Below are 20,822 nucleotides of genomic sequence, written 5' to 3' on the forward strand. Positions count from 1 at the left end.
GTCCCGCTCTCGGGCAGTCATGAACTCAACACATGATTGCCCGAGAGCGGGACTCGCGGTGGGTTGTTAGTTGTGGGAGGACATGACGTGCTTGATGCGGGTGTAGTCCTCCAGGCTGTACAGGGAGAGGTCCTTGCCGTGGCCGGAGTGCTTGAAGCCGCCGTGGGGCATCTCCGACACGATGGGAATGTGGGTGTTGATCCACACGCAGCCGAAGTCGAGGCGCTTGGCCATCCGCATGGCCCGGCCGTGGTCGCGGGTCCAGACGCTGGAGGCCAGGCCGTACTTGACGCCGTTGGCCATGGCCACCGCCTCGCCCTCGTCCACAAAGGACTGCACGGTGATCACCGGCCCGAACACCTCGTTCTGGATGATCTCGTCGTCCTGCCGAAGCCCGGAAACCACTGTGGGGGCGTAGAAGTAGCCACGGTCGCCCACCACGGAACCGCCGGCCAGCACCGACGCGTGCGCGGGCAGCCGGTCGATGAAGCCGCCGACCCGGGCCAGCTGGCCGGCGTTGTTCACCGGCCCGTAGGTCACGTCCTCGGTCGGCGCGCCGGTGCGGCGCGAGCGCGCCTCGGTGGCCAGCAGGGCCGCGAACTCCTCGTACACGGAAGCGTCGACGATCACGCGGGTGGCGGCGGTGCAGTCCTGCCCGGCGTTGAAGTAGCCGGCGGCGGCGATGCCGGCCGCGGCCGCCTCCAGGTCGGCGTCGGCGAACACCAGGACCGGCGCCTTGCCGCCGAGTTCCAGGTGCGTCCGCTTCAGGTCGACGGCGGCGGCCGAGGCGACCTCCATGCCGGCCCGCACCGAGCCGGTGATCGACACCATGTCCGGACGGTCGTGCGACACCAGCGAACGGCCGGTGTCCCGGTCGCCGCAGAGCACGTTGAACACGCCCGGCGGCAGGAACTCGGCGGCGACCTCGGCCATCAGCGTCGTGGATGCCGGCGTGGTGTCGGACGGCTTGAGCACGACGGTGTTGCCGGCGGCCAGGGCCGGCGCGATCTTCCACACGGCCATCATCAGCGGGTAGTTCCACGGCGTGACCTGCGCGCACACGCCGACCGGCTCGCGGCGCACGTACGAGGTGTGCCCGGCCAGGTACTCCCCCGCCGACCGGCCCTCCAGCATCCGGGCGGCGCCCGCGAAGAACCGGAACTGGTCCACGCAGGGCGGAAGTTCCTCGGACGCCGTGAGGGCCAGCGGCTTGCCGGTGTCGGCCGACTCGACGCGCACGAACTCGTCGGCCCGGGCCTCGATGGCGTCGGCGATCTTCAGCAGCGCCAGCTGCCGCTGCGCGGGGGTGGTGTCGCGCCAGGTCTCGAAGGCGGCGCCCGCCGCGGCGAAGGCGGCGTCGACGTCGGCCGGCCCGGACAGCGGGGAGCTCGCGTACACGTCCCCGGTCGACGGATCGACGACGTCCAGGGTGCGACCGTCGGCCGCGCCGATCCGCTCGCCGTTGACGAGGTTGGTGAAGACGGTTTTCTCGGCCACCGAACGGATCCTTCCAGACACGGATTTAGTCGTAAACCATGCTCCTCCGCGACGGTATCGATTGCAACCGCGCGATTAAGTTGCTGTTTCCGTCGCCCCGGGCATTGACTTCGCAGGCCGGAACGCCTTCACTACACCGCACGGGTGTGGCCCCCGTCACCCGCCGATCCCTGCTGGAGGCCCCGATGTCTGAGGAGCGCGCGTTACGAGCCAATGTGCTCGGCGCGGCCGACACCGCCATGATGGCCGTCGCGGGCAGCGCGCCCGCGTACTCGATCGGCGCCAGCACCGCCGCCCTGGTCGCGGTGGCCGGTCTGGGCAGCCCGGCGGCGCTCCTCTGGTGCGGCATCCCGATGCTCGGCATCGCGTGGGCCTTCAGCCACCTCGGCCGCAGCGAGGTCAACGCCGGCGCCAGCTACGCCTGGGTCGGCCGCGCCCTGCACCCCGTGCTCGGCTACCTGTCGGGCTGGGCGCTGATCGTCTCGGCGACGTTGTTCATGGTCGCCGGCGCGATCCCGGCCGGCGCGCTGACGCTGTCCCTGTTCGACCCGGACCTGGCCTCGAACACGGCCCTGGTCACGGTGGTCGGCGCGGTCTGGTTCGGGGCCATGGCGCTGGTGGTCTACCTCGGCGTCACGGTGACGGCCCGGGCCCAGTGGATCATGTCCGGCATCGAGGTGGCCATCCTCGTGGTGTTCCTGGTCGTGGGCTACCTCCGCGCGCCGGCCATCGCCGTGGAGAGCTTCGACTGGTCCTGGCTGGGTTTCTCGCACTTCGACGGCATGGGCGGCTTCGCCGGGGCCGCGCTGGTCGCCGCCTTCTACTACTGGGGCTGGGACGTGTCGGCCAACCTCAACGAGGAGACCCGGTCCGCGCGCCGGGCCGCCGGCCTGGGCGGCATCGTCGGCGTCGTTATCGTGTTCGGCCTGTTCCTGTGCTTCACGGTGCTGGTCAACCTGCTGCTGTCGGCCGACGCCATCGGCAGCAGCGGCGGCAACCTGCTCGACCTGCTCGGCCAGGCGATCTGGCCCGGCCCCGGCGGCAAGGTCCTGTCCATCGCGGTCGTGCTGTCCACCATCGCCACCCTGGAGACCACGTTGATCCAGGTCACCAGGACGATGTTCGCGATGGGTCGCGACGGCACCCTGCCCCGCGCGTTCGGCCGGACCCACCTGCGCTGGCGCACGCCGACGCTGGCCACCATCGTGGTCGCCGTGGTGTCGGTGCTGTTGTTCGTGGCGGCCAACTTCCTCGGCACGGTCGGCGAGATCCTGTCCGACGCGATCAGCGCCATCGGCCTCCAGATCGCCTTCTACTACGGCCTGGCCGGCATCGCGGTCGTGGTCTCGCACCGCGCGGAGCTGTTCAAGAACCTGCGGAACTTCCTGCTGATCGGCCTGTGGCCGGGCGTGGGCGCGGCGTTCCTGTTGTGGATGTTCGTGCAGGCCATCGGCTCCAACACGGCCGTGGTCAACGGGATCGGGCTGGGCCTGCTGGCGGTGGGCATCGTGCCGATGCTGATGGCGTGGCGGAAGGGCTCGGCCTACTTCGCGCGGGCGGCCGTAGGGGCGGACACGGTCGACGCTGCCGTGCCGACCGGCGGGGAACTGCGATGATGCGGCGGTGCGCAGGAACACGGAGCCTCTCGACGAGGCGTCGAAACTGATCATCGAACAGCTCCAGGAGGACGGCAGGCGGCCGTACGCGAGCATCGGCAAGGCCGTGGGCCTGTCGGAGGCGGCGGTGCGGCAGCGGGTCGCCAAGCTGGTGCAGTCGGGCGTGATGCAGATCGTCGCGGTGACCGACCCCATGCAGGTGGGACTGTTCCGGCAGGCGATGCTCGGGCTGAAGGTGAGCGGCCCGATCGAGCCGGTCGCGGACGCGCTGGCCGCCATGCCGGAGATCGACTACGTGGTGGTCTGCGCCGGCCGCTTCGACATCCTGTGCGAGGCGGTCTGCGAGGACGACGCGGACCTGCTGGACCTGATGTCCAACCGGATCCGCACGGTCGAGGGCGTGCGCGACGTGGAAACCATGCCCTACCTGCGACTGCACAAGCAGTCATATCAGTGGGGAACCCGGTAAGCGGCTACGGAATCCCTTGTATCAACCTCACCGATGTGCGATAAACGTAGTCGAGAAGCAGTTGGACGACGAAATCGGTGAGGACGACATGACTGCCACCGCCCAGCCCGGGCCCGCCGGCGCGGCCGCGCTGTCCGCGTCGGCCCGCGACCACCTGTGGCTGCACTTCGCCCGCCACTCCGCCTTCGAGGACACGGACATCCCCGTGATCGAACGCGGCGAGGGCGCCTACATCTACGACACCAACGGTAAGCGCTACCTCGACGGCCTGGCCGGCCTGTTCGCCGTTCAGGTCGGGCACGGCCGCGAGGAGTTGGCCCAGGCCGCCGCCGAGCAGACCCGCAAGCTGGCCTACTTCCCGCTGTGGTCGCACGCCCACCCGTCCGCGGTGCACCTGGCCGAGCGGCTGGCCGCGGGCGCGCCCGGCGACCTGAACCGCGTGTTCTTCACGGTCAGCGGCGGCGAGTCCGTCGAGACCGCGTGGAAACTGGCCAAGCAGTACTTCAAGCTGACCGGCAAGCCGACCAAGCACAAGGTGATCAGCCGCTCGATGGCCTACCACGGCACGTCGCAGGGCGCGCTGTCGATCACCGGCATCCCCGGCGCCAAGGCCGACTTCGAGCCGCTGGTGCCCAGCGCGATCAAGGTGCCCAACACCAACTTCTACCGTGCGCCCGAGCACGCCGACGACCTGGTCGCGTTCGGACGGTGGGCGGCCGACCAGATCGAGCAGGCCATCCTCATGGAGGGCGCGGACACCGTCGCCGCGGTGTTCCTGGAGCCGTTGCAGAACACCGGCGGCTGCTTCCCGCCGCCGCCCGGGTACTGGCAGCGGGTGCGCGAGATCTGCGATGCCCACGACGTCCTACTCGTGTCGGACGAGGTCATCTGCGCCTTCGGCCGCCTCGGCCACGACTTCGGGGCCAACCGCTACGGCTACCAGCCCGACATGATCACCGTGGCCAAGGGGCTGACCTCCGGCTACGCGCCGCTGGGCGCGGTGCTGGCCAGCGACCGGCTGATGGAGCCGTTCCTGCGGGGCCCCAACATCTTCATGCACGGCTCCACCTACGGCGGCCACCCGGTGTCCTGCGCCGTGGCCATGGCCAACCTCGACCTGATGGAGGGCGAGGGCCTGTACCAGCACGTGCAGGACAACGAGTCCGCCTTCCGGTCCACTTTGGACAAGCTGCGGGACCTGCCGATCGTCGGCGACGTCCGCGGGGCCGGCTTCTTCTACGGCATCGAACTGGTCAAGGACAAGGCCACCAAGCAGACCTTCACCACCGAGGAGTCGGAGCGGGTGCTGCGCGGCTACCTGTCCAGCGCCCTGTTCGACAACGGCCTCTACTGCCGGGCCGACGACCGCGCCGAGCCGGTGGTGCAGCTGTCGCCGCCGCTGATCTGCGACCAGTCCCACTTCGACGAGATGGAGCAGATCCTCCGCGTGTCCCTTGAGAAGGCGTGGCAGCTGCTCTGATGGATCGCCTCCGCGCCAACTCGGTGGGCGTGGTCGGGGTGGTGTTCGTGGCGATCGCCACGGCCGCCCCGATCACCGCGATGACCGGCAACGTGCCGGTGGCCGTCGGTCTCGGCAACGGAATCGGGGCCCCGGCGGGCTACCTGTTCGCCACCGTGGTGCTGACGGTGTTCTCCGTCGGCTACGTGGCCATGACCAAGCACATCACCGCCACCGGCGCCTTCTACGGCTTCGTGTCCCAGGGCCTCGGCCGGGTCGTCGGCCTGGCCAGCGGGCTGCTCGCGGTGATGGCCTACATCGTGTTCGAGGCCTCCATCGTCGGCATCTTCGCCTACTTCGCGCAGAGCACCGTGCTCGCCCAGTTCGGTGTGCACGTGCCGTGGCAGCTGTTCGCCGCGATCATGCTGGCCGCCACCGCGATCCTGTCCTTCTTCGACATCCACCTCACGTCCCGGCTGCTCGGCGTCATGCTCGTCGGCGAGATCAGCATGCTGTTCCTGATGGCTGTCGCGGTGCTCGTGCGCGGGGGCGGACCCGATGGGATCCCCCTGTCCCCCCTCAATCCCCTCAACACCTTCGGCGGCCCCGCGGCCGGTCTGGGGCTGTTCTTCGCCTTCTGGTCGTGGGTCGGCTTCGAGTCCACCGCCATGTACGGCGAGGAGTCCCGAGAGCCCCGCAAGACCATCCCCCGCGCCACCCTGATCTCCGTGGTCGGGGTGGGGATCTTCTACGTCTTCGTGTCCTGGATGGCCATCGCCGGCAACGGCCTGGCCCGTTCGGTGCAGGTGGCGGCTTCGGATCCGCTGGGATTCTTCTTCGGTCCCACGGAAACGTTCGTCGGGCACTGGGCGGTGCTGCTGTTCCAGTGGCTGCTGATCACCGGCTCGTTCGCCTGCGGCATGGCTTTCCACCAGTGCGCGGCCCGGTACATGTACGCCATAGGACGGGAAGGGCTGATCTGGCGTCGTCTCGGGCGGACCCATTCCCGGCACGGCTCGCCGTACGTCGCCTCGTTCACCCAGACCGTGATCGCCTTGGTCATCGTCGCCCTGTTCAGCCTGGCCGGCCAGAACCCGTACCTGAGCCTGTACACGCTGATGGCGATCCTCGGCACCATGGCCATCCTGATCGTGCAGACGCTCTGCTCGTTCGCGGTGATCGGCTACTTCTGGCGCAACCACAAGGAATCCCGCCACTGGTTCAGGACGTTCCTCGCTCCCCTGCTCGGCGGCATCGGCATGATCGCCGTGGTGTGGCTGCTCGTGGACAACCTCGGCGCCGCCGCCGGCGCGGCCGCGTCGACGCCGTTGTTCCACGCCATTCCCTGGATCGTCGGCGGCCTGTTCGCGCTGGGCATCGCGGGCGCCTTGGCGCTGCGGCGATTCCGGCCCTCGACCTACGCCCTGCTGGGTCGCATCGTGCTCGACGACGCCCAGGAGCGCGGCGAGGAACCCGCCGCGGTCTAGCGGTCGGACCTCGCCGCGTCGGTCAGGCCGCCTTGGGCAGGGCCAACAGCAGGACAGTGGCCACGACGGCGATCAGCACGTTGAGGCCGACCGCGACGCCGAGTGCGTAGCCGTACGAGGCGACGTGGCCGCCGGGGCCGCCCAGCGCGGAGAAGAACACCACGCCGATCACGGCGACGCCGACCGCGCCGCCGACCTGCTGGCCGGTGGACAGCACGCCGGAGGCCATGCCGACCTCGTTCGGCCCGACGCGGGACAGCACGGTGTTGAGCAGCTGCGGCAGGAGCAGGCCGTTGCCGATGCCGACCACCACGAGTGAGGGCATCAGCAGGCCGATGGTCAGCGACGGACCCGCGGTCAGCGCGAGCGCCATCGTGACGACGAAGCCGAGGCCGGCAATCACACTGCCGGCCTCGAGCACCCGCCGGCCGTAGCGCGGAGTGAGCTTCCCCGCGAGCAGGCTGGTCACGAAGAAGGCGACCGCCAGCGGGGCGTAGGACAGCCCGGCGCCGAGGGCGCTCTGGCCCAGACCGTCCTGAAGCATCAGCGACAGCACGAGGAAGAACGAGTTGACGCCGGCGTAGGCGACGACGACGAGCAGGATGCCCACACTGAACGACCGGTCGCGGAACAGCCGCAACGACACCAACGGCGCCTCGACCCGGCGCTCGACCAGCGCGAAGACGGCAAACGCCGGCACGCTCACGGCCAGGCTGAGCCAGGTCCACAGCGGCCAGCCCAGCTGCCGCCCCTGCACGACCGGCACGATCAGCAGGACCATCGCGACGGTCAGCGCCGCCAGTCCTGGCAGGTCGAGCCGGCGGCCCTGCGGCAAGCGCGACTCCGGCACCAGCTTGGCCGCGAGCAGCAGGGTCGCGATGCCGATGGGCACGTTGACCCAGAACACCGGACGCCAGCCGCTGCCGAACAGGTTGGCGGCGATGAGCAGGCCGCCGACCAGCTGGCCGAGAATGGTGGACACACCGATCACCGCACCGAGCGCGCTGAAGGCGCGGTGCCGTTGCGTCGGCGGCAGCAGCACCTGGATGACCGCGAAGACCTGAGGGAACATCAGCGCTGCGCTGATGCCCTGCACGAGGCGCGCGACGATCAGCGTCACCGTAGTCGGCGCAATCGCACACACCACGGATGACACGGTGAACAACGCCATGCCGGACATGAACAGGCGCTTGCGCCCGTACCGGTCGCCCAGCCGGGCGCCGGTGATCAGGGCAACGGCGTAGGCCAGCTGGTAGGCCACGACGACCAGCTGCAGTTCGGCGTCGTCGGTGTGCAGGTCGGCCTGGATGGCGGGGGCGGCCACCAGCACGATGAAGGTGTCCAGGATCGCCATGAACGCGCCGATCAGGACCACCCCGACAGCACGCCATCGTGCCGTCGCGGCCTCCGTCGTCGGGACGGCGAGCGCGTCCGTCTGAGATGTCGACATGAGACGAGCATGCGGATTGCCCTGAAACGGGTACAGAGGCTGCTTATGCTAGTGGTGACACCACCAGGATCGAGCTCGACCAGCTTGGGGGAGCACATGGCCAACCTGGCCCAGCGGCAGGAACTGGCCTCGTTCCTGCGCGCCCGACGAGACCGCCTCACGCCGCTGGACGTGGGCATCGTGCCCGGCCTGCGCCGCCGTACGCCGGGCCTGCGGCGGGAAGAAGTGGCGCAGCTGTCCGGCGTCAGCGTCACCTGGTACACGTGGTTGGAGCAGGCCCGGGACATCACGGTGAGCCGCCAGGTGCTGGACAGCCTGGCCCGAGCGCTGCGGATGAGTCCGGCCGAGCGGCAGCACCTGTTCAGCCTGGGCGGGGAGCCGCTGCCGGCCGAGCGGCCCGTCATCCCGCCCGATCCCGCGCTGCAGCGGCTGATCGACACGCTCAACCCGAATCCGGCCTACCTGCTCGACGAGTGCTGGGACCTGCTGGCCTGGAACAACGCCGAGGTCGGGCTGATCGGCGACCCCGCCGAGCTGGCCGAGTTCGAGCGCAACCTCATCTGGCTGGTGTTCACCCAGCCGGCGATGCGCGAGCTGCTGACCGACTGGCGCGGGCAGGCCAAGGGGCTGCTGGCCCAGTTCCGCGCCGACATCGCCGGCCGGACCGGCGAGCCGCGGGTCGAGGAGCGGGTGGCGGCGCTGCGGCGGGTCAGCCCGGAGTTCCGGGAATGGTGGGACCTGCACGCCATCGAGGGATTCCGATCCGCGCGGCACCGCTTCGACCATCCCCGGCTCGGCCGACTGACCGTGGACTACGTGAGGCTCGCGGCGCTGGACACCCCGGGCGTCAAGCTGTTCACCTGCGTGCCGGCTGACGCCGCGACCGCCGAGAAGATGCCCGGACTGCTGTCCGTGCCGGCGCCCGCCTAAGCCAACCTGCCCAGCAGCCACTCATGGAAGGCGCCGATGTGGTGCTCGCTGGGCACGAGCACGCCGCCCTTGGCGTAGGCGCGGGAGCTCATGGCGGGCTGGCAGCGTTCGCAGGCCTCGAAGTCCTGCTCGTTGACGCGGTGGAACAGCTCGACCGACCGCGAGACGTCCTTGCCGGACTCGACGACCGACGGCAGGTACAGCCAGTCGCACTCGACGACGGTGCGGTCGGGGGCCAACGGGAACATGCGGTGCAGGATGACGTGGTCGGGCACGAGGTTGATGAAGACCTGGGGCTTGACGGTGATGGCGTAGTAGCGGCGGTCCTGGTCCTCGCTCACGGTGGGAATGCGGTCGAGGCCCTCGCTCCCGTCGACGGTGAAGCCCTGGATCTGCGTGCCGAACTCGGCGCCGTGGCCGACGTAGTACTGGGCGGCCAGGCCCTCGGTGAACTCGGGGAGGACCTCGGTGAGCTCGGGGTGGATGGTGGCGCAGTGGTAGCACTCCATGAAGTTCTCGACGATGAGCTTCCAGTTGGCCCGCACGTCGTAGACGATGCGCCGGCCGACCGACAGGTTGGGAATGTCGTAGTGGTCGATGGCGCCGGCGTCGCCGAGGCGCTCGGTGCAGGCGCCGATGACGTCCTCGTCGAATGACGGGGGCTCGTCGGCCAGGCAGACCCAGACGTAGCCGAGCCACTCACGGACGTGCACGGTGACCAGCCCGTACTCGACACGGTCGATGTCGGGCATCTTGGTCAGGTTGGGGGCGGCGATGAGCTTGCCGTCGAGACCGTAGGTCCAGGCGTGGTAGGGGCACTGGAAGGCGCGCTTGACCTCGCCCTCCTCGTCCAGGCAGAGCTTGGCGCCGCGATGGCGGCAGATGTTCAGGAAGGCCTTGACGGAGTTGTCACGGGCGCGGGAGACCAGAACGGACTCGCGTCCTATCTGGACGGTGCGGAACCTGCCGGGGGAAGGGATGTCCGAGGACCGGATGGCGCAGAACCACATGGCCTCGAAGACGCGTTCCTGCTCCTGCCGGAAGACGGCCGGATCGGTGTAGCACGCGCCCGGCAGGGTAGGGATGAGGCTGGCGGTCACGGAACAAATCCCCTTCTCACCGTCGGATTCTGGCCATCTCGGGGTCGAACAGCGGCTCGGTGCGCACCGTTGCCGGGATCTTCTCCCCGAAGTACTCGATCGTCACGGCCGTGCCGGGCTCGGCCACGGCGGGCGGCAGCCAGGCGTAGACGACTGTCCGGCCGACGCCGTAGCCGAAGGAGGCACTGGTCACGTAGCCGACGGCGGAACCGTTGAACCACACGGGTTCCTTGCCCAGCACGACCGACCCGGGGTCGTCGACGGTGAGGCAGGCCAGCTTGCGGGCCACGGGCCGGGATTCGAGGGCCCTGCGGCCGACGAAGTCGCCCTTGTCCATACGGACGGCGAAATCGAGGCCGGCCTCGGAGGGGGAATGCTCGGGCGTCATGTCGGTGCCCCAGGCGCGATAGCCCTTCTCCAGACGCAGGCTGTTGAACGCGCTGCGGCCGGCGGCGATGACGCCGTGCTCCCGCCCGGCCGACCACAGGGTGTCCCACAGCTTGAGGCCCAGATCGGCGGTGGTGTAGAGCTCCCAGCCGAGTTCGCCCACATAGGACAGACGCATGGCGGTGACGGGGACGGCGCCGAGGTAGGCCCGCTTGGCCCGGAAGTAGCCGAAGGCCTTGTGGGAGAAGTCCTTGTCCACCAACGGTTGCACGAGGTCGCGGGCCAGCGGGCCCCACACGCCGAGGCAGCAGGTGCCGGCGGTGATGTCCCGGACGGTCACATCACCCGGCGCGCGGCGGAGCATCCAGTCCAGGTCGAGATTGCCGTTGGCGCCGACCTGGAAGCGGTCGGCAGCCAGGCGGGCGACGGTGAGATCGCTGCGAATGCCGCCGGTCTCGTCCAACATCAGCGTGTACGTCACCGAGCCGACGGACTTGGCCAGGTTGTTGGTGGTGAGGCCCTGCAGGAAGTCCAGGGCGCCGGGGCCGCTGACTTCGAGGCGCTTCAAGGGGGTCATGTCGTACAGGGCGACGCGTTCCCGGGTGACGCGGGCCTCGGCGGCGGCGATGGGCGACCAGTAGCGGGCCGACCAGTCGTCCCGCTCGGGCACGTCGAAGCCGGAGATCAGGGACTCGTTCGCCTCGAACCAGTGCGGCCGCTCCCAGCCGGCGGCCTCCAGGAACATGGCGCCGAGCTCCTGGTGCCGCTCATGGAACGGCGAGGTCCGAAGTGGACGCGGCGACTCCATGGGCTGCAACGGATGCAGGATGTCGTACACCTCGACGAAGTTCTGCTGGCCGCGCTCAAGGACGTAGGACGGGGCGAGCTGGTGCTCCTCGAAACGGTTGAGGTCGCACTCGTGCACGTCGGTCGACGGCTGACCGTCGACCAGCCACTCGGCCATGGCCCGGCCGACGCCGGCGGAGTGCGTCACCCACACGGCCTCGGCCACCCAGAACCCTCGCAGCGACGGGGACTCCCCCATCAGCGGGGCGCCGTCCTGGGTGAAGGAGAAGATGCCGTTGAAGCCCTCGCCCACTGAGCTCTTCCCCAGCGAGGGCAGCAACTCCGTCGAGGCGGTCCAGGCCTCGGCGAAGTCCTCGGGCGTGAAGGCCAGCATGGACGGCATCGGATCCGTCGGCAGATCGGCGATGTCGACCGGCATCGGCCGGTGGCCGTAGTAGCCGATGCCCAGCCGGTCGCCGTGCTCGCGGTAGTACAGATCCCGGTCCTGGTGCCGCAGGATCGGCATCCTGCCGGTGAGCCCGGCGACGGGCGTGGTCTTGGCGTACTGGTGGGCCAACGGCGTCAGCGGCACGGTCAGGCCGACGAGCTCGCCGACCGCCGGGCCCCAGAATCCGGCGCAGGACACGATAATGTCCGCGGCGAACGTGTCGGTCTCGGTGCGGACGCCGGTGACCCGGTCGGAGGCCTGCTCGACGGCGACGACCTTCTGCCGGCCGACGAACAGCGCCCCGCGGTCGATCGCGCGCCGGGCCTGCTTCTCGCAGGCCAGCACGGCGTTGGCCAGGCCGTCGGTCGGCGTGTGCAAACCGCCGAGAACACCCTTGCCCAGCAACGGAACCAGCGTCCGGCACTCGTCCGGACCGATGAGCGAGGACGGAATGCCCCACGATGTGGCCCAGCCGTGTCGGCGGGCCAGGTCGGCGTGACGTTCCGGGGTGGTCGCGATCTCGAGGCCGCCGAGCTGGTTGAACGCGCCCAGGCCGACCAGCTTCTCCACCGTGTAGGTGGCGAACTCGGCCATCGTCCTGGACGGATTCGTCTGGAACACCAGGCCCGGCGCGTGCGAGCTGGAGCCGCCGGTGGCGAACAGCGGCCCCTGGTCCAACACGGTCACGTCGGTCCAGCCCCGCTCGGTCAGCTCGTCGGCCAACGCGCAGCCGACGACACCGGCCCCGATGATCACGACCTTCGGCATCAGACAGCCTCCTCCGCCGTCACCGCTGCGTTGGATCCCTTGGGCACCTCAGCGGCATGGTCGGCGAGGACGCCGGTCTTGTGCCGCAACACGATCCAGTAGTAGCCGAAGCCGACCAGCGCCACCAGACCCACGAACAACACCGCACCCCATTGCAGGAACCAGTGGAACGGCGGTGTCGGGTTGTAGACCTCGCTGCGCGGCCAGCCCAGGTTGATCGCCATGCCCGCGCCCCACAGCACGGCTAGTATGTTCACCGGCAAACCCCAGCGCCCCAACGAGAAGCCCTTGCTCGGGGCGTCCTTGCCGGGCCAGGTGCCGCGCAGCCGGGCGATGAGCATCGGCAGCGTCACCAACAGGTAGGCCACGTAGATGAGCACGACGCCGATGCTGGTGACCAGCTGGAAGATCTGCGGCTGGCCGATGTTGACCACCAGCAGGATGATCGCGATGATGCCGATCAGCACGGCCGGGCGGACCGGGGTGCGCTGCTTGCCGTGCACCTTGGCCAGCCAGGCGCCGGCCGGCAGGTTGTTGTCCCGCGCCATGGCGAAGGTCATCCGGATGGCCGCGGTGTGCACGGCCAGGATGCACACGGTGATCGCGATCGCCACGGCGACCAGGAACACCTTGCCGAGCCCCGATCCCAGCACGTCGATCACCACGTACTGAAGGCCGATGGTGCTCAGCTCGGGCGCGTTGATGTTGCGCACCGCCATCAGCGCCAGCAGCAGGATCAGGCCGCCGATGACGAAGGAGGCGATCAGCGCGCGGAGGATGGCCCGCGGCGCGTTCTTGCGCGGGTCCACGGATTCCTCGCCGAGCGAGCTGGCGGTGTCGAAGCCGTACATGACATAGGCCGAGGCCAGCGAGCCGACCAGGAAGGCACCGAAGTAGCCGAAGGTCATGCCGTCGCCCTTGTTGGCGGTGTCCAGCACGATCTGCGGCCCGCGCACGACCTCGACCGCGAGCAGCACCACCAGCAGCACGGCGGCGATCAGCTCGATGAACACGCCGGCGCTGTTGATGCGGGCCATCAGCTTGGTGCTCCAGGCGTTGACCGCCGTGCTGAACACGATCAGCACCGAGCCCAGGATCACCGCGTTCACGGCGTTGTCCGGGGCGATCTGGAAGAAGTCGGCGATCTGCGGCAGCGTGATCTGGTAGGCCAGCGCCACCGAGGCCACGGTGACGACCGAGGCCACCAGCATCATCCAGCCGGCCAGCCAGGCCACGTGCTGGCTGCCCAGTCGCTTGGACCAGTTGTAGATCGAGCCGGCCACCGGGTAGCGGGCGGACAGCTCGGCGAAGCACAGCGCGATCATCAGCTGGCCGACGAACACCATCGGCCACGACCACCAGTTGGCCGGGCCGCCGACGGCGAAGCCGAAGTAGAACATCTGGAACGTGCCGGTGAGGATGGAGATGTAGCTGATGCCGGCGGCGAAGGTGTGGAAGTTGCCCAGAGTTCTCTCGAACTCCTGCTTGTACCCCAATTCGGCGAGGCCATGGCCGTCGTCAGAACTCATGACTGCTCCCGGTGGCGGTAGAACTGCACCTCGGTCGGCGGCAGGGGCTGCCGGCCGAGGATCAGGTCCGCGGACTTCTCCGCGATCATCATGGTCGGCGCGTAGATGTTGCCGTTGGTGACGTAGCGCATCACCGACGCGTCGACGACCCGCAGCCCGTCGACCCCGTGCACCCGCAGGCTTTCCGGGTCCACGACGGACTGCTCGTCCACCCCCATCCGGCACGTGCACGAGGGGTGCAGCGCCGTCTCTCCGTCCTTGGCCACCCAGGCCAGGATCTCCTCGTCGGTCGTCACCGTAGGCCCCGGCGAGATCTCCCCGCCGCTGTAGGTGTCGAAAGCCTTCTGCGTCAGGATGTTGCGGGCGACACGGACCGCCTCGACCCATTCGCGGCGGTCCTGGTCGGTGGACAGGTAGTTGAAGCGCAGGGCCGGCTTCACCCTCGGGTCACGGGAAGTGATCTTCACGGAGCCGCGGGCGTCGGAGTACATCGGGCCGACGTGCACCTGGTAGCCGTGGTCGCCGGCCGGCAGCGAGCCGTCGTAGCGCACGGCGATGGGCAGGAAGTGGAACATCAGGTTGGGGTAGGCCACCTCGTCGTTGCTGCGGACGAAGCCGCCGCCCTCGAAGTGGTTGGTGGCTCCGGGTCCCTTGCGGAACAACCACTGCAGTCCGACCATCGGCTTGCGGTACCACTTCATGTACGGCGCCACCGACACCGGTTTGGTGCAGGCGTACTGGATGTACACCTCCAGGTGGTCCTGGAGGTTCTCCCCCACGCCCGGAAGGTCGTGCACCACGTCGATGCCCAACTCGGACAGTTCGGCGGCATTGCCGACGCCGGACAGCTGAAGCAGCTGCGGCGAGTTGATCGCGCCGCCGCTCAGGATGACCTCGCCGGCCCGAACCTGCTTCGTCCGTCCACCTTGGACGTACTCGACGCCGACGGCCTTGGTGCCCTCGAACAGGATCCGCGTCGCGTAGGCCCGGGTCGTGACCGTCAGGTTAGGACGTTTGCGCACCGGGTGGATGTAGGCGCGGGCGGCGCTGAGCCGTCGACCGCGGTGCAGGTTGCGGTCGAACGGGGCGAAGCCCTCCTGCTGGTATCCGTTGACGTCCTTGGTGAGCGGGTAGCCCGCCTCCTGCACGGCCTCGAAGAAGGCCTTGAACAGCGGGCTGTCGGCCGGGCCGCGCTCCAGGACCAGCGGGCCGTCGCCGCCGCGGTAGGAGTCCGCGCCGGCCAGGCAGTTCTCCATCTTCTTGAAGTACGGCAGGCAGTGCGCGTAGTCCCAGGACTTCATGCCTTCGTCCGCGCCCCACCGCTCGTAGTCGAGCGGGTTGCCGCGCTGGAAGATCATGCCGTTGATGCTGGACGAGCCGCCGAGCACCTTGCCGCGCGCGTGGTAGATCCGCCGGCCGCCCATCTGCGGCTCCGGCTCGGACTCGTACTTCCAGTCGTAGAAGCGGTTTCCGATCGGCATGGTGAGCGCCGCCGGCATGTGCACCAGCGGATCCCAGATGTAGTCGGGCCGACCGGCTTCCAGCACAAGGACCTTGATGGCGGGATCCACGGAAAGGCGGTTGGCCAGGCAGCTGCCGGCGGAACCCCCGCCGACCACGACGAAGTCGTACATCCTCTATCACCCCGGGAACAGGCCGAGTGGTTTCGGATCGGTGTTGGTGTAGACGTGTTTCGCCTCGCGGTACTCGTCGAGACCGGTGGGTCCGAGCTCGCGGCCGATGCCGGATCGCTTGAAGCCGCCCCATTCCGCCTGCGGCAGGTAGGGGTGGTAGTCGTTGATCCAGATCGTGCCGTGGCGCAGCGCGCCGGCGACCCGGGCCGCGCGGCCGGCGTCGCGCGTCCACACCGCGCCGGCCAGGCCGTAGTCCGTGTCGTTGCCGAGCTCGATCGCTTCTTCCTCGGTGCTGAAGCGTTCGGCCGTCAGTATCGGGCCGAACGTCTCCTCGCGCACGACGGTCATGTCACGGCGGCAGTCCGCGAACACCGTCGGCCGATAGAAGAAGCCTTGCCGCAACTCGGGTTCCTCGGGCCGACGGCCGCCGGCCAGCAGCTTGGCGCCCTCGGCGATCGCGGACGCCACGTACCGCTCGATCTTGGCGCGGTGCTCGGCCGACACCAGCGGGCCACTCTGGCTGGTGTCGTCGAACCCGTTGCCGATGACGATGCGGTCGGCGCGGGCCGCGATCTCCGCGACGAACTCGTCGTACACGCTGTCCTGCACCAGAAGTCGGGCCCCGGCCGAGCAGACCTGGCCGGCGTGCAGGAAAACGGCGTTGAGCGCCTGGTCCTTGGCGGTCTCCAGGTCGGCGTCGGCGAACACGATGTTGGGGTTCTTGCCGCCCAACTCCAGCGCGACCTTCTTGACGTTGCCGGCGGCGGCGACCATGATCCGCTGCCCGGTGGCCAGGCCGCCGGTGAACGACACCAGGTCGACATCGTCGCTTTCGGACAGTGCCGCGCCGACGGTGGCGCCCGCGCCCAGCACGAGGTTGACCACGCCGGCCGGGATGCCGGCCTCCTCGATCAGCCGGACCAGGGCGATCGTGGTCAGCGGCGTGACCTCGCTCGGCTTGATCACGATGGTGTTGCCGGCGGCCAGCGCGGGCGCGACCTTCCAGGACGCCTGCAGCAGCGGGTAGTTCCACGGCGTGATCAGCGCGCACACGCCGACCGGCTCGTAGACGATCCGGCTCTGCGCGGTGGGGATGCCGGTGTCGACGACCCGGCCGGGGTGCTTGTCGGCCAGGTCGGCGTAGTAGCGGAAGACCCGGACCACGTCGTCCACGTCGGCGATGCTCTCGCCGAGGGTCTTGCCGGTGTCCAGGGTCTCGGTTCTGGCGATGTCGTCGCGGTCGCGCAGCAGCAGGTCGGCGACGGCGTTGAGCAGCGCGCCGCGCTCGGCCGCCGACGTGCGGGGCCACGGGCCGGCATCGAAGGCGGCCCTCGCGGCGGCCACCGCTCTCAAGGCGTCCTTCGCGTCGGCTTCGGCGACTGTCGTGACCACGCTGCCGTCGAACGGGTTGATCACGGGCCGGGTGTCGCTCCCGGCCGTCCAGTGCCCTTCGATGAACAGTTCCGCCACGGGGACCCCCGATCACGGTTGTTGCTGATTACGCAACGGCTCGCTGAGTTCGCAACAGCATCGACTGCGGCCGGAGTCCCGTCAAGGGGCCAGCACGGGCCGGGCCAGCTGCCGTCGCCACCGGGCGAACAGCTTCGGCTGGTTCATGCCGAGCACCCCGACCAGCACATCACCACGTTCGTAGACCGCGAGGAAGCTGCGGCGGTCGGTGTCGCCCTCGATCACCCGGACGGTGTCGCCCTCCCAACGGTGACCGATGAACTGGATGCGCACCCCGTACTGGTCGGACCAGAAATACGGCGCGGAGAGGTGGGGCCGCGGGTCGCCCAGCAGGGTTGCCGCCGCGGTGACCGGCTGCTCCAGCGCGTTCGTCCAGTGCTCCGCGCGGTGCCGGTCGTGCAGGTGGACGCTGTACGAGGCGGCGACATCGCCGACTGCCACCACCTCCGGCAACCCGGTCGCGCAGGCCGCGTCCGTGACGACGCCGTTGTCCAGCTGCAGGCCGGAGCCGGCGAGCCACTCGAAGTTCGGCGCCGCCCCGATGCCGACGACCACCACCTCGGCCGGGATCTGCCGGCCGTCGGCCAGCTCCACGCTGCGCACCCGGTTGGCCCCGAGGATGCGCTTGACCTGGGCGTTCGTGATGAGGCGGACGCCGTGGTCGCCGTGCAGGCCGGCGCAGACGGCGCCCAGTTCGGGACCGAGCTGGCGCAGCAGCGGCAGCGGCTCGGCCTCGACGACCGTGACGTCCGCGCCGAGATAACGGGCCGTGGACGCTACTTCGGCACCGATGAAGCCGGCCCCGACCACGACCAGTTTCACGCCCGGCACCAGCTCGGCACGCAGGCGGATCGCGTCGTCCAGCGTGCGCAGGACGTGGACGCCGTTGACGCCCTCGGTGCCCGGCAGCCAGCGGGCGCGGGCGCCGGTCGCGATGACGACGCCGTCGCAGCGCAGCGTCTGGCCGTTGGACAGCTCGATGGAGCGGTCGTGCGGGTTGAGGCTCAACGCCCGCGCGCCCAGCCGCCAGTCGAAGTCCAGGGCCTCGTCGTCCGGCGTGCGCAGGCCGATGTCCGAGCTCTTGCCGGCGAGGAACTCCTTGGACAGCGGCGGCCGGTCGTACGGCCGGTGCGGCTCGTCGCCCACGATGACCAGGCGGCCGTCGAAACCCTGCTGGCGCAGGGCACGGGCCGTGGACAGGCCGGCCAGGGAGGCGCCGATCACCGCCGCCGTGCGCATCAGCAGGCCACTTCGATGTGGGCCACCCGGATGACGCCGTCCTCGACGACCACCGGGTAGGTGCGGATCGGCTTCGTGGCCGGCGGGCCGCTGGGCTGGCCGGTGCGCAGGTCGAAGCAGGAGGCGTGCAGCGGGCACTCCACCGTGCAGCCCTCAAGCCAGCCGTCGGCCAGCGAGGCGTCCTGGTGGGTGCAGGTGTCGTCGACGGCATAGAAGTCGCCGTCCTCCGTGCGGAAAACGGCGATGGGCGGGTCGACCGTGTCGACTCTGACCGCCTCCCCCGGCGGCAGGTCGTCGACTCTGCACACGGTGATCACTTCGGCCTCCGGTTGCGTATAGCACAACTTGTCGTGCTGCACGCAACAGAGTGAGGACCGGGCGATGCGCCGTCAAGGCTCCATCCGCTCGACTACAGTGCGTGCATGGCTTCAAGCGAGGGGTCGGCCGCACTCGTGCAGTCGGTCGACCGCGCGGTGTCCGTCCTGGAGTTCCTGGCCCTGCACGGCGAGATGGGCATCACCGAGCTCGCCGCCGAGCTGGGGGTGCACAAGTCCACCGCCTTCCGGCTGGTGTCCGTGCTCGACTCCAGAGGGCTCGTCCAGCAGGCCGGCGACCGCGGCAAGTACCGGCTCGGCTTCGGCATCGTCCGGCTGGCCGGGGCCACCGCCGCGCAGATGGACCTGTCCCGCGAGGCCCGCCCTGTCTGCGAGCGGCTGGCCGCCCAGGTCGGCGAGACCGTCAACGTCGCGATCCTGGACGGCGGCTACGCCATCAACGTCAGCCAGGTGCGCGGCAGCGCCACCGTGTCCTCGATCAACTGGGTCGGGCAGCGCACTCCCCTGCACGCCACGTCCAGCGGCAAGATCCTGCTGGCCAACCAGCCTTCAGCGGTACGCGACGAGCTGTTGGGCCGGCCGCTGACCATGTACACCCCTCGCACGATCATCGACGCCGGGCTGCTGCGGTCCGAGCTGGAGGCGGCGCTGGCGGCCGGGTGGGCCAGCACGGCGGATGAGCTGGAGATCGGTCTCAACGCGGTGGCGGCGCCCATCCGGGGCATGGACGGGGATGTGGTCGCGGCGTTGAGCGTCTCCGGGCCGTCGTACCGGTTGACGACGGACCGCTTCGCGGAGGTCGCCCGCTTAGCCGCCGAGGCCGCCCGCGAGATCAGCCACCGCATCGGCCACACCAGCTAGAGGCCCCCTTATGCAGGGAAGGACGCCTTACCCGCGTTGAACGAGGGTAAGGCGTCCTTCCCTGCATAAGGGCGGGAGCCAGGTGTTGTGGAGAGCGCAACAGTGCGCTTAATCTGCAACAGCGCAGGCTCCTGGAGGTGGGCATGTCCGAGCATCCCGACCGGCTGTGGCGCAACCCCGAACCCAGGTCCGGGTACGACGTGGTCATCGTGGGCGGCGGCGGGCACGGGCTGGCCACGGCGTACTACCTCGCGGCCAACCACGGCATCCGGAACGTGGCGGTGCTGGAGAAGGGGTGGCTGGCGGGCGGGAACATGGCCCGGAACACGACGATCATCCGCTCCAACTACCTGTGGGACGAGAGCGCGGCGATCTACGAGCACGCCCTGAAGCTGTGGGAGGGCCTCTCGGCGGAGCTGGACTACGACATCCTGTTCAGCCAGCGGGGAGTTCTCAACCTGGCCCACACCCTGCAGGACGTGCGTGAAGGCACGCGAAGGGTGAACGCCAACCGGCTCAACGGGGTGGACGCGGAGTGGCTGGATCCGGACGAGGTCCGGAAGTTCTGCCCGGTGGTCAACACCTCGCCGGACGTGCGGTACCCGGTGTTGGGGGCGACGCTGCAACCCCGGGCGGGCATCGCGAAGCACGACCACGTGGCCTGGGCGTTCGCCCGCAAGGCCGACGAGCTCGGGGTGGACCTGGTCCAGGGCTGTGAGGTCACGGGATTTCTCAAGCAGGGCAACAAGGTCGTCGGGGTGGAGACGAATCTGGGGCCGATCCGCGCGGGCCGGGTGGGCATGGCGGCGGCGGGGCACAGCAGCGTCCTGGCGAGCCTGGCCGGCGTGCGACTGCCGGTGCAGAGCCATCCGCTCCAGGCGCTGGTGTCGGAGTTGCTGGAACCGGTGCACCCCTGCGTGGTGATGTCCAACCACGTGCACGTGTACGTCAGCCAGGCGCACAAGGGCGAACTGGTCATGGGGGCGGGCATCGACCCGTACAACTCCTATGCGCAGCGCGGTTCGGTGCATGTGATCGAGCAGCAGATGGCGGCGGCGCTGGAGCTGTTCCCGATCTTCGCCCGGGCCCACGTGCTGCGCACCTGGGGCGGCATCGTGGACGTCACGCCGGACGCGTCGCCGATCATCGGGCCGACGCCGGTGGACGAGCTCTTCGTCAACTGTGGTTGGGGCACCGGCGGTTTCAAGGCGACGCCGGCCTCGGGCTGGACGTACGCGCACACACTGGCCACCGGCAGGGCGCACCCGCTCAACGAGCCGTTCGCCCTGGAGAGGTTCACCACGGGCGCCCTGATCGACGAGCACGGCGCCGCGGCCGTCGCACACTAGAGGGAGGA

16 protein-coding genes are annotated in these 20,822 nt (G+C 69.5%); 7 read left to right on the plus strand and 9 right to left on the minus strand.

The window, feature by feature from the left end; translation table 11 throughout:
• Positions 1-66: 66 nt before the first annotated feature.
• The gene (locus AB0M73_RS36015) at positions 67-1,497 is read right to left on the minus strand and encodes an aminobutyraldehyde dehydrogenase (RefSeq protein ID WP_363900635.1); all 1,431 of its coding nucleotides are present in this window, start codon (positions 1,495-1,497) and stop codon (positions 67-69) included.
• 185 nt (positions 1,498-1,682) lie between these two features.
• Here AB0M73_RS36015 and AB0M73_RS36020 point away from each other — a divergent pair, with 185 nt between their 5' ends.
• The 4 genes from AB0M73_RS36020 to AB0M73_RS36035 all read left to right on the plus strand — a co-directional run bounded on the left by AB0M73_RS36020 (position 1,683) and on the right by AB0M73_RS36035 (position 6,528).
• On the plus strand, positions 1,683-3,113 hold the full coding sequence (locus tag AB0M73_RS36020; RefSeq protein WP_363900638.1) for an APC family permease: 1,431 nt from the start codon (positions 1,683-1,685) through the stop codon (positions 3,111-3,113).
• 7 nt (positions 3,114-3,120) lie between these two features.
• Positions 3,121-3,582 carry an Lrp/AsnC family transcriptional regulator gene (locus tag AB0M73_RS36025; protein WP_043725333.1) on the plus strand — a complete coding sequence of 154 codons (462 nt, stop codon included), beginning with the start codon at positions 3,121-3,123 and terminating at the stop codon, positions 3,580-3,582.
• An 88-nt stretch (positions 3,583-3,670) separates the two neighbouring features.
• Positions 3,671-5,062 (plus strand): aspartate aminotransferase family protein, encoded by a 1,392-nt coding sequence (locus AB0M73_RS36030; protein ID WP_363900643.1) that lies wholly within the window; start codon positions 3,671-3,673, stop codon positions 5,060-5,062.
• On the plus strand, positions 5,062-6,528 hold the full coding sequence (locus AB0M73_RS36035; protein ID WP_363900646.1) for an APC family permease: 1,467 nt from the start codon (positions 5,062-5,064) through the stop codon (positions 6,526-6,528). The genes AB0M73_RS36030 and AB0M73_RS36035 overlap by 1 nt, the downstream gene beginning before the upstream one ends.
• Positions 6,529-6,550: 22 nt before the next feature.
• On the opposite strand, the gene AB0M73_RS36040 is transcribed toward AB0M73_RS36035, so the two are convergent.
• The gene (locus AB0M73_RS36040) at positions 6,551-7,978 is read right to left on the minus strand and encodes an MFS transporter (RefSeq protein ID WP_363900649.1); all 1,428 of its coding nucleotides are present in this window, start codon (positions 7,976-7,978) and stop codon (positions 6,551-6,553) included.
• A 96-nt stretch (positions 7,979-8,074) separates the two neighbouring features.
• On the opposite strand from AB0M73_RS36040, the gene AB0M73_RS36045 reads away from it, so the two are divergent.
• Positions 8,075-8,908, plus strand: coding sequence for a helix-turn-helix transcriptional regulator (locus tag AB0M73_RS36045; RefSeq protein WP_363900652.1), 834 nt, complete (start codon positions 8,075-8,077; stop codon positions 8,906-8,908).
• Here the strand turns inward: AB0M73_RS36045 and AB0M73_RS36050 are convergent.
• The 7 genes from AB0M73_RS36050 to AB0M73_RS36080 all read right to left on the minus strand — a co-directional run bounded on the left by AB0M73_RS36050 (position 8,905) and on the right by AB0M73_RS36080 (position 18,586).
• Positions 8,905-10,008, minus strand: a complete 1,104-nt coding sequence (locus AB0M73_RS36050; protein WP_363900655.1) for an aromatic ring-hydroxylating dioxygenase subunit alpha — start codon at positions 10,006-10,008, stop codon at positions 8,905-8,907. The two genes, AB0M73_RS36045 and AB0M73_RS36050, sit on opposite strands and share 4 nt — an antisense overlap.
• A gap of 16 nt (positions 10,009-10,024) precedes the next feature.
• The gene (locus tag AB0M73_RS36055; RefSeq protein ID WP_363900658.1) at positions 10,025-12,397 is read right to left on the minus strand and encodes an FAD-dependent oxidoreductase; all 2,373 of its coding nucleotides are present in this window, start codon (positions 12,395-12,397) and stop codon (positions 10,025-10,027) included.
• Positions 12,397-13,926: an amino acid permease gene (locus AB0M73_RS36060; RefSeq protein ID WP_363900662.1), complete on the minus strand. Its 1,530-nt coding sequence runs from the start codon at positions 13,924-13,926 to the stop codon at positions 12,397-12,399. Before AB0M73_RS36060 ends, AB0M73_RS36055 begins: the two co-directional genes overlap by 1 nt.
• Entirely contained in the window at positions 13,923-15,560 is a 1,638-nt protein-coding gene (gene betA, locus AB0M73_RS36065; RefSeq protein ID WP_363900665.1) for a choline dehydrogenase, read from the minus strand. Before betA ends, AB0M73_RS36060 begins: the two co-directional genes overlap by 4 nt.
• A gap of 6 nt (positions 15,561-15,566) precedes the next feature.
• The gene (locus tag AB0M73_RS36070) at positions 15,567-17,030 is read right to left on the minus strand and encodes an aldehyde dehydrogenase family protein (protein WP_363900668.1); all 1,464 of its coding nucleotides are present in this window, start codon (positions 17,028-17,030) and stop codon (positions 15,567-15,569) included.
• Between the two features lie 81 nt (positions 17,031-17,111).
• The gene (locus AB0M73_RS36075; protein WP_363900671.1) at positions 17,112-18,269 is read right to left on the minus strand and encodes an FAD-dependent oxidoreductase; all 1,158 of its coding nucleotides are present in this window, start codon (positions 18,267-18,269) and stop codon (positions 17,112-17,114) included.
• Positions 18,269-18,586, minus strand: coding sequence for a bifunctional 3-phenylpropionate/cinnamic acid dioxygenase ferredoxin subunit (locus AB0M73_RS36080; protein ID WP_363900674.1), 318 nt, complete (start codon positions 18,584-18,586; stop codon positions 18,269-18,271). Before AB0M73_RS36080 ends, AB0M73_RS36075 begins: the two co-directional genes overlap by 1 nt.
• A 105-nt stretch (positions 18,587-18,691) precedes the next feature.
• Between AB0M73_RS36080 and AB0M73_RS36085 the strand changes: the two genes are divergently transcribed.
• Together AB0M73_RS36085 and AB0M73_RS36090 are read left to right on the plus strand one after the other, a co-directional pair.
• Positions 18,692-19,465 carry an IclR family transcriptional regulator gene (locus tag AB0M73_RS36085; protein WP_363900677.1) on the plus strand — a complete coding sequence of 258 codons (774 nt, stop codon included), beginning with the start codon at positions 18,692-18,694 and terminating at the stop codon, positions 19,463-19,465.
• Positions 19,466-19,608: 143 nt separating this feature from the next.
• Positions 19,609-20,814: a sarcosine oxidase subunit beta family protein gene (locus AB0M73_RS36090; RefSeq protein ID WP_363900680.1), complete on the plus strand. Its 1,206-nt coding sequence runs from the start codon at positions 19,609-19,611 to the stop codon at positions 20,812-20,814.
• Positions 20,815-20,822: the final 8 nt, after the last annotated feature.

The sequence above is a fragment of the Kutzneria sp. NPDC051319 genome, assembly GCF_040682195.1.
Taxonomy (GTDB): Bacteria; Actinomycetota; Actinomycetes; order Mycobacteriales; family Pseudonocardiaceae; genus Kutzneria.